Here is a 13,019-nt window from a genome sequence, read left to right as displayed (position 1 = left end):
ATTTAAGCAGAGAATACGGTGAGCTGTAAAAAAAAGCGGATTTTAAAGGTTCAACTTTGTGCATATGAAGCCGAGATAAATGATTAGCTATGAGCTTGAGCTATAAGTTAGAAATTACTGTTCATTTAGTTGCTAACACGTTATAACTAATCATTATATCTACTCGGGCGAGTAGGCAAGATAAGTATGACGTTATTATCTCAATCAATGAGTAAGGGATTACGATGAAACTGCAACAACTGAAGTATATTGTTGAGGTTGTGAACCATAATCTGAATGTGTCTGCGACAGCAGAGAGTCTTTACACTTCTCAGCCGGGCATCAGTAAACAAGTCCGTTTGCTGGAAGATGAACTGGGCATTCAGATCTTCGAACGAAGTGGTAAACACTTAACGCAGGTGACACCGGCCGGTGAAGAGATCGTGCGAATTTCTCAAGAGATTCTGGCGCGCGTGGAAAGCATCAAAGCCGTGGCAGGTGAGCACACTCACCCAGAAATGGGCACGCTGAACATTTCTACCACGCACACCCAAGCTCGTTACGCACTTCCTGACGTAATCAAAGGCTTTACGGCTCGTTACCCGAAAGTATCGCTGCACATGCACCAAGGTACGCCTTCACAAATGTCTGAAGCGATTGCTAAAGGCACGGCGAACTTTGCGATTGCAACTGAAGCGCTTCATCTTTACCAAGATGCCATCATGTTGCCTTGTTACCACTGGAATCGTTCTATCGTGGTACCAAAAGATCACCCATTGGCGAAGAAAGACGTTGTCACGATTCATGACTTGGCGGCTTATCCGCTGGTGACTTACGTGTTTGGCTTTACTGGTCGTTCTGAGCTGGATACCGCATTTAACCGTGAAGGTTTGACGCCACGCGTGGTGTTTACCGCAACGGATGCCGACGTAATCAAAACTTATGTTCGTATGGGCATTGGTGTTGGTGTGATTGCGAGCATGGCGGTAGATGAAGACCAAGACGGCGATTTGGTTGCCATTGATGCAAGCCACTTGTTTGGCGCAAGTACCACAAGCATTGGCTTCCGCCGTGGTACCTTCCTGCGTTCTTACATGTTCGATTTTATGGAGCGCTTTGCTCCACACTTAACCCGTCCCGTGGTTGAACAAGCGATTTCACTGAAGTCGAACTCAGAAATTGAAGAGATGTTTAAAGACATCGAACTTCCGGTTAGATAACACTTCATTGCTGTTTCGATTCCCTCTACAATGCGCTCGTTGTAGGGGGAGCTATGAAAACGCAATTTCAATTTATTAATGACTGCTTAATCGAAAATCAATCGTTGTGGCGATTCGATCCATTTCAAAGCAGCCTTCACGCATCGTTACCTTGGCAAGCACAACATCCTCAGTTGTGCCAGTGGTTAGCGTCTCTTTCTCCCTCTCAAATCGAAGAATACAAAGTAGAACCTGAGCTCGCTTTACAGGCGCTTAGTCCTTTTTTGCCAGAACTTGAAACGCTCGCTGAACTGACGCATTTAGAACCTCTAGCGTTAAACGGCTTGGAGCTTGCTCGTGGATTAGACAGTGGCATTCCTGGCCGTAAGTTGGAGCAAATTAGCTCTATGGGCGAAGCGGCGATTCAACATCATCACGGTGAAGAATGGCTGGAGTGGTGTTCAGGTAAAGGATACTTGGGACGCATCCTGACAACGCAAACCGATCAACCTGTTACCAGTTTTGAATACCAACAAGCGCTGTGCGACTCGGGGCAACAAGCGGCGAATGAGCGTCATTGGAAAATGACGTTTATTCAAGGTGATGCGTTCAATAGCCAAGCTAAAGCGGTGTTTAAGCCAACCCAACACGCCGTGGCATTGCATGCGTGTGGTGATCTTCATGTTCGTTTGATGCAGTACGGCAGCGAAAACGGCATTGCTGCGATGACAATCTCGCCTTGTTGTTACCATTTGATTCAGTCTGAGCAGTATCAGCCGATGTCGGAGCAGGGCAGAGCGTCTTCTCTCTCGCTGTCTAAGCAAGAGCTGCGTATTCCGCTGCAGCAAACTGTGACGGGTGGTGAACGTGTACGCCGTCATCGTCAGCAAGAAATGGTGTTTCGTTTAGGGTTTGATTTGATCACGCGCCAAGCTCTGGGCATGGAAGGATATCAGCCAGTACCAAGCATTCGTAAGTCGCAATTAAGTGATGGCTTTGAATCGTTATGTCGCTGGGCAGCGGAACAGAAGGGCATCGATCTTGCGCAAGAAATCGACTTCGATCATTTTGAAAAGTTAAGCGAACAGCGCTTTTGGCAAATGGAGCGTTTGAGTCTGGTCCAGTTGGTATTTCAACGTCCGTTGGAGATTTGGCTCGCTTTAGACAAAGCACTTTATCTTGAAGAACGTGGTTATCGTGTTAGATTGGCAGAGTTTTGCGCTAAATCTGTCACGCCTCGAAACATTTTAATTTGTGCTTATAAGTTTTAGATCTTTTTTATAGCTAAATGCTCTATGCAAAAAAGCCCACTTTTCAGTGGGCTTTTGTAAACAAAATGTGACAATTTGTGCGTTATTTTGTCATTAGTTGAACATTGCGATAGCTTGCGTTGGTTCAACGTATTCTAGGTCAAAGCTCTCAGCAACTTCTTTGCAAGTCACTTTACCGTGGATAACGTTTAGGCCTTCAAGAAAACCTTTGTCTTCTAGAAGTGCTTCACGGTAGCCTTTGTTTGCTAGCTTCACGATGTAAGGAAGCGTTGCGTTGTTCAGTGCAAATGTTGAAGTACGAGCCACTGCACCTGGCATGTTTGCTACACAGTAGTGAACTACTTCGTCAACGATGTAAGTTGGTTCTGCGTGCGTTGTAGCGTGAGAAGTTTCGAAACAACCACCTTGGTCGATGGCTACGTCAACAACCGCCGCACCTGGCTTCATCTTAGCGATGTGCTCTTTTGTTACCAGTTTCGGTGCTGCTGCACCAGGGATTAGAACCGCGCCGATCACTAGGTCTGCTTCTAGAACATGCTTCTCGATAGCGTCTTCAGTAGAATAAACCACTTTAGCGCGACCTTGGAATTCTTCGTCTAGTTTACGTAGAGTATCTACGTTACGGTCTAGGATAGTTACGTCTGCACGAAGACCAACAGCCATACGAGCTGCGTTCGCGCCAACTACACCGCCGCCAACGACAACAACTTTCGCAGGCTCAACACCAGGTACGCCACCTAGTAGTAGACCGCGACCGCCGTGCGATTTTTCCAACGTTTGCGCACCTGCTTGAATAGACATCCGACCTGCCACTTCTGACATTGGTGCTAACAGTGGCAAACGACCCATATTATCTGTTACAGTCTCATACGCTATACAGACAGCTTTGCTCTTGATTAGCTCTTCAGTTTGTGGAAAATCTGGTGCTAGGTGTAAATAAGTAAATAAAATCTGCCCTTCGCGGAGCATTGCTCTCTCGACAGCTTGGGGTTCTTTTACTTTTACAATCATATCTGCTTTCGCAAACACGTCTGTAGCAGTAGGAAGAATGGATGCGCCTACAGCGATGTAATCATCGTCTGAAAAACCAATGCCGGCACCTGCATTGGTCTCAACCAAAACTTGGTGACCATGTGAGATTAGCTCTCTCACGCTAGCTGGGATCATACCCACACGGTATTCGTGGTTCTTGATTTCCTTAGGTACGCCAATGATCATCCTGTGTCCTCTTTCTAAAATGGTTGTATTAACTGTTTGTAGGGTGTTATTGTCGAATTAATATCTAGTATAGATGTTGATTTGTAATATTTGGCACCAAATATTAAAAAGTTGTAGTATATTTTTTTGCAAGGAAGTAATAAGGTGGAATAAAAAATGGCAGACAACTATAAGAAGCCGTCCAAGGAACTAGACCGTATCGACCGCAACATTCTTAATGAACTGCAGAAAGACGGTCGTATTTCGAACGTTGAACTTTCAAAACGTGTAGGACTTTCTCCAACGCCGTGTTTGGAGCGTGTGCGTCGCTTAGAGCGTCAAGGTTACATCACAGGGTACACTGCGCTATTAAACCCGCAGTTCCTCGATGCATCACTATTGGTATTCGTAGAAATTACGTTGAACCGTGGTGCACCAGATGTGTTCGAGCAGTTTAACGCAGCTGTTCAAAAACTAGACGACATCCAAGAGTGTCATCTTGTATCAGGTGATTTCGACTATCTTCTAAAGACCCGTGTATCTGATATGGGTGCTTACCGTCGACTACTAGGCGATACGTTACTACGTCTTCCTGGCGTAAATGACACTCGTACGTACGTCGTTATGGAAGAAGTGAAGCAAACTAACCAGCTTGTGATTAAAACTCGTTAAATTCTTGCAAAGAAAGCGGTAAATGCTTCCGCTTTCTCCATAGAGTAATTGGGTTTTTCTCTTTGATATGGTTAAATCAATTTACCGAGCGGCTTTGTGCCGCTCGGAATGTTTTGCTTATTCCTAATTCATTTCCATATTCAAGTTGATTTATGTTCAAAGAGAACGCAAAGAAAGTCGAAACCATTATCAAAACCAGTGAAGAGCCTCAGTCTTCACGTCTAAATGGCTTCCAACGCTTAAAAGAGTGCTGCTTTATCGTTGGCGTTCTTAGCTCGGTATTGTTGGCCGTTGCATTATTTACCTTTAGCCCAGCTGATCCGTCTTGGTCCCAAACTGCTTGGGGCGGAGAGATCAATAACGCTGGTGGCTTGTTCGGTGCTTGGTTAGCCGACACGCTATTCTTTACCTTCGGTTCCCTCGCGTACCCATTACCATTCCTGCTGACGGCAGGTGCATGGGTGATTTGTCGTAAGCGCTCCGAAGACGATCCTATCGACCTTATGTTGTGGGGTACTCGTCTATTAGGTTTAGTTATCCTTATTCTTACCAGTTGTGGTCTTGCTGATATCAACTTTGACGACATTTGGTATTTCTCGTCTGGTGGCGTTGTTGGTGACGTACTGACGAGCTTGTCTCTGCCTACATTAAATGTGTTGGGCACAACGCTTGTGCTTCTTTTCCTATGGGGTGCTGGCTTCACACTATTTACTGGTATTTCTTGGCTTAACATTGTTGAGTGGTTGGGTGATCGTGCACTTGGCGTTGTTGCAGCGTTAACAAATAAAGCACGTGGCACTGAACATGAAACTCTAGAGCCTCAGTTGGACGAGTTTGCTGAAGATCGTGTAATGAGCAAACGTGGTTCAGATGACATGGAAGACGAGCCTATGCCTCATCTTACTGCTTATGATGTCGAAGAGCCGAAACAAGAAACACCAACACACGAATACCCAATCTACATGCCACAATCGGCAGTAGAACAATCGACTGCAGATAAACCGAGACAGCAGCAAGCAGCGCAAGCTAACGTTCAGCCAACGCCGCAGCCTGCAGTTGTAAATGCCGCGCCTGTGCAGCCTCAAATCCAGTCTCAGGTTCAAGAACAAGCTCAAACTGTTGAGCCAGTGCGTGCGGTGAGCACAGATAATGTGGACCCATTCGTTGAACGTACTAAACAATTGAACGTAACGATTGAAGAGCTAGAAGCGGCGGCACAACAAGCTGACGATTGGGCAGATGAAGAACCACAGGTTCAAGAAGCGCAAGTTGCTCCTGTTCAAACTCAGCCTGAAGTTCCACAGTCTGTTTCTCAGGAATTTGCTCCACAGCAAGTTGAGCATCAACAAGCGCCACAAGAGCCGTTTGTGACACCTGAACCAACCGTCTCTGAACCGTTCGATAACGCACCAAGCTACGATGAGTATGCTCAGTTTGAAGCAGAGCAGGCTCAACAAGGCCAAGTTGCACAAGAACTAGCGCCTGTTCACGCGCCAATCGAACAGCCAACCACAGAGCAACCTTCACACGAAGAACCTGTGATTAGTTCTTCTGCATTGGATAACATTGCTGAACAAACAGAGCCAAGCCAACACATCGAACCGACAATTTCGAACTTCGATGTATTGGATGACGAAGATGATTACCCAGTGCAGCAGCCTGTTCAACAAGCTCAGCCTACTTATGTAGAGCCACAATCTCAGCCTCTACAACAGTCTGTACAAGAACAACCTATGCAGCAGCAAGTCGCACCGCAACCACAATCGGTAGCGCCGGCGCCTTCTGCTACGTTTGAACCTGCACCTCAAGAAGCCGAGGTAGAAGAGGTTCAAGACGGCGATCAAGATGTCGCAGCATTCCAAAACTTGGTATCGAACGCTCAAGCGAAAGTGGCTGCTCAGCAGAACCCATTCTTGGTGCAGCAAGAGCAAAACTTGCCAGTACCAGCAGAACCACTACCAACGCTAGAATTGCTTTACCACCCGGAGAAGCGCGATAACTTTATCGATCGTGATGCTCTGGAAGAGGTGGCGCGTTTGGTTGAAACCAAGCTTGCGGATTACAAGATCAAAGCGGACGTTGTCGGTATTTACCCTGGCCCTGTTATCACTCGATTCGAGCTTGATTTGGCGCCGGGCGTGAAAGTAAGCCGCATTTCTGGTCTGTCTATGGACTTGGCACGCGCACTTTCTGCAATGGCGGTACGTGTAGTCGAAGTGATTCCGGGCAAACCTTATGTGGGTCTAGAGCTGCCTAACATGAGCCGCCAGACGGTATTCTTATCTGATGTAATCAGTAGCCCTCAGTTTGAACAAGCAACGTCACCAACAACGGTCGTTCTTGGTCAAGATATCGCCGGTGAAGCGGTGATTGCAGATATCGCGAAAATGCCTCACGTACTGGTAGCGGGTACGACTGGTTCTGGTAAGTCAGTAGGTGTGAACGTGATGATCTTGAGTATGCTTTACAAAGCATCGCCAGAAGATCTGCGTTTCATCATGATCGACCCGAAAATGTTGGAGCTTTCAATCTACGAAGGTATTCCTCATCTACTTTCTGAAGTAGTAACGGACATGAAGGACGCGTCTAACGCACTACGTTGGTGTGTGGGCGAGATGGAACGTCGTTACAAACTGATGTCGGCATTGGGCGTACGTAACGTAAAAGGCTTCAACGAGAAGCTTAAGATGGCCGCAGACGCAGGTCACCCAATTCACGACCCATTCTGGCAAGAAGGCGACAGCATGGACACTGAGCCGCCGTTGCTTGAGAAACTGCCTTACATTGTTGTGGTTGTCGATGAATTTGCCGACCTAATGATGGTGGTTGGTAAGAAGGTTGAAGAACTGATTGCACGCTTGGCGCAAAAAGCGCGTGCGGCAGGTATTCACTTGATCCTTGCGACACAGCGTCCATCGGTTGACGTTATTACCGGTCTGATTAAAGCGAACATCCCAACGCGTGTGGCGTTCACCGTATCTACGAAGACGGACTCACGTACTATCCTTGACCAAGGCGGTGCAGAATCGCTATTGGGTATGGGTGATATGCTTTACTTACCACCAGGCTCAAGCCATACGACCCGTGTTCACGGTGCGTTTGCATCGGATGACGATGTTCACGCGGTTGTGAACAACTGGAAAGCACGTGGTAAGCCAAACTACATCGATGAGATCATCAGTGGTGACCAAGGCCCAGAAAGTTTGCTTCCGGGTGAACAGATGGAATCGGATGAAGAAGTGGATCCATTGTTCGATCAAGTCGTAGAGCACGTAGTGCAATCACGTCGTGGTTCAGTTTCTGGTGTACAGCGTCGATTCAAGATTGGCTATAACCGAGCGGCTCGTATCGTAGAGCAACTTGAAGCGCAAGGCATCGTAAGTGCTCCGGGCCATAATGGTAACCGTGAAGTACTGGCACCTGCGCCACCAAAAGATTAATGAACTTGTGTTACTCACCTCAGTCCAACTGAGGTGAGTGGTTCTAACAATAGGTATCTGAATGAAAAAACTATTTTCAGCGAAACTTTTCTCTGCGCTTGTTTTAAGCTTTTCTCTCTTCTCTACTGCACACGCCGCGTCTCCTAAAGATGAATTAAACAAACGCCTATCGATGAACGATGGCTTCAGTGCGGATTTCTCACAACAGGTGATCAGCCCTGAAGGCGAAACAGTGATGGAAGGGGAAGGCACGGTTGAAATCGCTCGTCCGAGCCTGTTCCGTTGGAGCACAACATTCCCTGATGAAAACCTATTGGTTTCTGACGGTAAAACTTTGTGGTACTACAGCCCGTTCATCGAGCAAGTGAGTATCTACTGGCAAGAACAAGCAACAGAGCAAACGCCATTTGTTTTGTTAACACGTAACCGCGCAAGTGATTGGGATAACTACAAGATCTCCCAAAAGGGTGACCAGTTCACGCTTATTCCTACTGCGGTAGACTCCACACAGGGGCAATTTCAGATTAATATTGATGCCAAAGGTGTGGTGAAAGGCTTCAACGTGGTTGAACAAGACGGTCAGAAAGGCTTGTTCACCTTTAATAACGTGAAGCTTGGAAAACCAAAAGCAGACAGATTCACATTCACTATTCCTAATGGCGTGGAAGTGGATGACCAAAGGAATTAATTGGTAGTGAGCAATTACACATTAGATTTCTCGGGGGACGAAGATTTTCGTCCCCTTGCTGCTCGTATGAGACCGGAAACGATTGAACAGTACATCGGTCAGCAGCATATTTTAGGTCCTGGTAAGCCACTACGCCGTGCGTTAGAGGTTGGTCATATTCACTCTATGATCCTTTGGGGACCGCCAGGCACAGGTAAGACGACGTTGGCAGAAGTGGCGGCAAACTATGCCAATGCAGAAGTTGAGCGTGTGTCTGCGGTGACGTCTGGCGTGAAAGAAATTCGTGCTGCAATCGAGAAAGCGCGTGAGAATAAAATGGCGGGTCGCCGCACCATCTTATTTGTGGATGAGGTGCATCGCTTCAACAAATCTCAGCAAGACGCGTTTTTACCGCATATCGAAGATGGCACCGTTACCTTTATTGGTGCGACGACAGAAAATCCATCGTTTGAGTTAAACAACGCATTGCTGTCACGTGCACGTGTGTACAAGTTAACGTCTCTCGATAAAGACGAAATCTCACTAGCGTTGAACCAAGCCATTAGCGATAAAGAGCGTGGGCTGGGTAATACGCCTGCACACTTCGTTGATAACGTATTAGATCGCTTAGCAGAACTGGTAAACGGTGATGCACGCATGTCTCTCAACTACCTTGAGCTGCTCTACGACATGGCAGAGGATAATGCGCAGGGCGAAAAAGAAATCACGCTTAAGTTGCTTGCGGAAGTAGCAGGGGAGAAAGTCTCTCGCTTCGATAACAAAGGCGACATTTGGTACGACTTAATCTCTGCTGTACACAAGTCGATTCGTGGCTCTAACCCTGATGCAGCGCTTTACTGGGCTGCACGTATGATCGCAGCAGGTTGCGACCCTTTGTACATTGCTCGCCGCCTACTGGCGATTGCCTCTGAAGATGTGGGTAATGCTGACCCTCGCGCAATGCAAGTGGCACTTTCCGCTTGGGATTGCTTTACTCGTGTTGGTCCGGCAGAAGGTGAGCGCGCTATTGCACAGGCGATCGTGTACTTAGCATGTGCGCCAAAAAGTAATGCGGTATACGTGGCGTGGAAACAAGCGCTCACAGATGCTCATAACTTGCCTGAATATGAAGTGCCGCATCACCTTCGAAATGCACCGACCAGTTTGATGAAAGACATGGGTTATGGGGCAGAGTATCGTTACGCGCACGATGAGCCTGGCGCTTACGCCGCAGGTGAGCAATATTTGCCGCCTGAAATGGGTGATCGTAGGTACTATCAGCCGACAAATCGTGGTCTAGAGACCAAAATCGGCGAAAAGTTAGATTACTTGGCTACTTTAGACGCAAATAGCCCACAAAAGCGCTATGAAAAGTAGGCGTTTTTGGATACATTTATTGCGTAAATTTTTTTAACGCGTACGCCTTGGAAAGTGCGCGTGATTTCACAACAAAAAGCATAGGATTAACAATGCTGGATTCTAAATTACTTCGTACAGAGCTGGATGAAACAGCTGCTAAACTGGCGCGTCGTGGCTTTAAGCTAGACGTAGAGACTATTCGTAAACTTGAAGAACAACGTAAGTCCATTCAAGTAGAAGTTGAAAATTTACAATCCACGCGTAACTCCATCTCCAAACAAATCGGCCAAAAAATGGCGGCTGGTGACAAAGAAGGCGCAGAAGAGATCAAGAAACAAATCGGTACTCTAGGTAGCGATCTTGATGCCAAGAAAGTTGAACTTGAGCAAGTAATGGCTCAACTAGACGAATTCACGCTTTCTGTGCCAAATATCCCAGCAGATGAAGTGCCAGATGGCAAAGATGAGAACGATAACGTAGAAATCTCTCGTTGGGGTGAGCCAAAATCTTACGACTTCGAACTGAAAGATCACGTTGACCTAGGCGAAATGGGTGACGGTCTAGACTTCGCAAGTGCAGTTAAGATCACTGGCGCACGTTTCATCGTGATGAAAGGTCAATTTGCTCGTCTACACCGTGCAATCGCTCAGTTCATGCTGGATCTTCACACAGAAGAACACGGCTACACTGAAATGTACGTACCTTACCTAGTAAACTCTGACAGCCTATTCGGTACTGGTCAGCTTCCTAAGTTTGGTAAAGATCTTTTCCACACTGAGCCGCTAGTAGAAAAAGTAAACGACGAAGAGCCACGTAAACTGTCTCTAATTCCTACTGCAGAAGTGCCAGTAACGAACCTAGTTCGTGACACGATTTCTGACGAAGCGGATCTACCACTTAAGATGACGGCTCACACACCATGTTTCCGTTCTGAAGCAGGTTCTTACGGTCGTGATACTCGTGGTCTGATTCGTATGCACCAGTTCGACAAAGTTGAGCTAGTACAAATCACTAAACCAGAAGATTCAATGAACGCGCTAGAAGAGCTAACCGGTCATGCTGAGAAAGTTCTACAGCTTCTTGAACTTCCTTACCGTAAAGTGGTTCTGTGTACAGGTGACATGGGCTTCGGCGCTCGTAAAACTTACGACCTAGAAGTGTGGGTTCCTGCTCAAGAAACTTACCGTGAAATCTCTTCATGTTCTAACATGTGGGACTTCCAAGCTCGTCGTATGCAAGCGCGTTTCCGTCGTAAAGGCGAGAAGAAACCTGAGCTTGTACACACGCTAAATGGTTCTGGTCTAGCGGTTGGTCGTACCATGGTTGCTATCCTAGAAAACAACCAAGAAGCAGACGGTCGCATTGCAATTCCAACAGTACTTCAGAAGTACATGGCAGGCGCAACGCACATCGGTTAATTCATTAACCACTAGAACATCAAAACCCAGCCTTAGTGCTGGGTTTTTTGTTATCTGCGCCGAGTGAAAATACTCAGCTTTGTAACTCATACCATTAAGAATGTAGGGTCCGCCCAGAATCTAGCATTGCGAGATAAATGATATTTTTCTAAGCGATTTCCAACGTGACAAGCTAACGAGTTTTCACCCATTGATATTAAATGTTATGCCAAACCCTCACCTTTCATTGCTCGTTACTTTTGCTCTTACCTTGACTGTTAACAATGGTGTTATCGCAAGTGAACGGATACAGCCTCAATACCTAGACAGTAAGCGAGCCAATCTCTTTTTCGCGCGAGAAATAGCGCAACCTTCCAAAGAAAATATGCAACTTCGTAACTCGCTCGATTGGGGCTATGAACTTGAATTGAGACGTGCGTCTGATGAAGAAAAATTGGTATCTAATTGCCAAGACTTAGCAACTGCAAACGCTATGGGTTTTACTACGGCAAAAGCTTATGAATACGGCGCGTTTAAAGCGTATTTAACGCAGTGCCAAACTTGGAGCGAGATAGCAAAGCTCATTGCCTCTGAACGTTCGTTTATATCGGACTTTAAGCTAGATGATAGCTTTCCTAAATTTGCGCCAAGTGTACTTGCTTTTGTTATTTCTGACGAAAGCGCTGAGAAAGCAAAGACACTATCAACGTGGGATGAAGCGGACCGTATCCAAAGAACTCAGGTCGCCAGTCCAGTGAGAGCAGAGTACTTCGACGCGACCGATGGTTTTCAAGTCATTACGATTGTGGCAAAAGGGGATTACAACGCTGACGGAATCGAGGATATCGTTATTGAGAAAGAGAATAGCGTACTCAGTGGCTCGTATTCTTCTTCACACGGCTATGTATTAACTCGCATGTCTGAGCAAGGGCTATTTACTGTGTTGGCTGAATGGTAATGAAACGATTGGCGGTTATTTGTTTTTTAGGTGTTGCCATGGTGAGTACGTTTGCTGTCGCTGATACCTCGCCTAGAAAAGTCTTTGAATGTTCAGTAAACCAAACTATGAACTTTAGTATTTCGATAGAACAAGGCAAAGGCGAGCTTATCTTTAATGAGTCCATTGATAATCGAAGTCGGCTTTCTCAATGGATAAGACCTCAAGATTATCACGTTGAACACTATCATCGAGCCTTGGTCGATGAGAAGTCACTGGAATTTAGTATTGGTGAGCGCGTCATATTAGTCAGTGAGTACTTTAGCGAGGAGTTTAATGAGGTAGAGAAGATACTCAGTGTTACTTTGAGAGAGCCAGAGCAAACGCAATATTATGAGTGTGAGGAAGGGAGTATGAGTAACCTTGCATTGCTTTTTCAAGAGAGCAGCGATTAACCGATGACAGAAAATTATTACCAATACGTAATAGTGTTTTCTTATACAACTTAATTATCTTGTTATTTGTAACCGATATAATCATCCACCTTACCACGGTAAGTAGATTTTCTCATTCAAGTAACGAGGAGGGCTTATGGCCGTAGGGTGGGCAAACGACGATAGCGTCAGCCAACAAATTCAACATACCATCGACGACGAGATTTCCCGTGTTCGTGGCAATATCAAACAGGGCGAAAGTGCTCATTATTGTGATGAATGCGGAGATGAAATTCCTGAAGCGCGTCGAATAGCCATGAAAGGCGTTCGTTTATGTATCGAATGTCAGTCAACAATCGAATTGGTGTCTCAACGCCAAGCGTTATTTAATCGACGAGCAAGTAAAGATAGCCAATTACGCTAATTATATTTCGTAGTGGCATTTAGATTATCAGTACGACGCTTAA

General features: G+C 46.2%; 11 protein-coding genes. 10 read left to right on the top strand and 1 reads right to left on the bottom strand.

Annotation, left to right across the window (positions count from 1 at the left end; translation table 11 throughout):
• Positions 1 to 224: 224 nt before the first annotated feature.
• Both cysB and QTO06_RS03835 read left to right on the top strand, forming a co-directional pair.
• Positions 225 to 1,199: an HTH-type transcriptional regulator CysB gene (gene cysB, locus QTO06_RS03840; RefSeq protein ID WP_005425353.1), complete on the top strand. Its 975-nt coding sequence runs from the start codon at positions 225 to 227 to the stop codon at positions 1,197 to 1,199.
• 53 nt (positions 1,200 to 1,252) lie between these two features.
• Entirely contained in the window at positions 1,253 to 2,449 is a 1,197-nt protein-coding gene (locus QTO06_RS03835; protein WP_331406925.1) for a methyltransferase, read from the top strand.
• A gap of 93 nt (positions 2,450 to 2,542) precedes the next feature.
• Here the strand turns inward: QTO06_RS03835 and ald are convergent, their stop codons facing one another.
• On the bottom strand, positions 2,543 to 3,667 hold the full coding sequence (ald, locus tag QTO06_RS03830) for an alanine dehydrogenase (RefSeq protein ID WP_331406924.1): 1,125 nt from the start codon (positions 3,665 to 3,667) through the stop codon (positions 2,543 to 2,545).
• A gap of 156 nt (positions 3,668 to 3,823) precedes the next feature.
• Here ald and lrp point away from each other — a divergent pair, with 156 nt between their 5' ends.
• The 8 genes from lrp to QTO06_RS03790 all read left to right on the top strand — a co-directional run bounded on the left by lrp (position 3,824) and on the right by QTO06_RS03790 (position 12,976).
• Complete coding sequence (gene lrp / locus QTO06_RS03825; protein ID WP_005437169.1) at positions 3,824 to 4,318, top strand: leucine-responsive transcriptional regulator Lrp; 495 nt, start codon at positions 3,824 to 3,826, stop codon at positions 4,316 to 4,318.
• 152 nt (positions 4,319 to 4,470) lie between these two features.
• Positions 4,471 to 7,758, top strand: coding sequence for a DNA translocase FtsK 4TM domain-containing protein (locus tag QTO06_RS03820; protein ID WP_331406923.1), 3,288 nt, complete (start codon positions 4,471 to 4,473; stop codon positions 7,756 to 7,758).
• Between the two features lie 61 nt (positions 7,759 to 7,819).
• Positions 7,820 to 8,446 (top strand): outer membrane lipoprotein chaperone LolA, encoded by a 627-nt coding sequence (gene lolA, locus QTO06_RS03815; RefSeq protein ID WP_005431005.1) that lies wholly within the window; start codon positions 7,820 to 7,822, stop codon positions 8,444 to 8,446.
• A complete protein-coding gene (locus tag QTO06_RS03810) occupies positions 8,447 to 9,802 on the top strand; it encodes a replication-associated recombination protein A (RefSeq protein WP_331406922.1) in 1,356 nt (451 codons plus the stop codon). It abuts the gene before it with no gap.
• 92 nt (positions 9,803 to 9,894) lie between these two features.
• The gene (serS, locus tag QTO06_RS03805; protein WP_005450806.1) at positions 9,895 to 11,202 is read left to right on the top strand and encodes a serine--tRNA ligase; all 1,308 of its coding nucleotides are present in this window, start codon (positions 9,895 to 9,897) and stop codon (positions 11,200 to 11,202) included.
• 364 nt (positions 11,203 to 11,566) lie between these two features.
• Positions 11,567 to 12,139: an ATPase gene (locus tag QTO06_RS03800; RefSeq protein WP_331406921.1), complete on the top strand. Its 573-nt coding sequence runs from the start codon at positions 11,567 to 11,569 to the stop codon at positions 12,137 to 12,139.
• A complete protein-coding gene (locus QTO06_RS03795) occupies positions 12,133 to 12,573 on the top strand; it encodes a hypothetical protein (protein WP_212581631.1) in 441 nt (146 codons plus the stop codon). The genes QTO06_RS03800 and QTO06_RS03795 overlap by 7 nt, the downstream gene beginning before the upstream one ends.
• A 136-nt stretch (positions 12,574 to 12,709) precedes the next feature.
• A complete protein-coding gene (locus QTO06_RS03790) occupies positions 12,710 to 12,976 on the top strand; it encodes a DksA/TraR family C4-type zinc finger protein (RefSeq protein ID WP_012127608.1) in 267 nt (88 codons plus the stop codon).
• The last annotated feature ends 43 nt before the right edge of the window (positions 12,977 to 13,019 follow it).

It is taken from the genome of Vibrio sp. M260121, assembly GCF_036533715.1.
Lineage (GTDB): Bacteria > Pseudomonadota > Gammaproteobacteria > Enterobacterales > Vibrionaceae > Vibrio.
The sequence above is the reverse complement of the archived record's forward strand: the minus strand, read 5'-3'. Positions and strand labels throughout refer to the sequence as shown.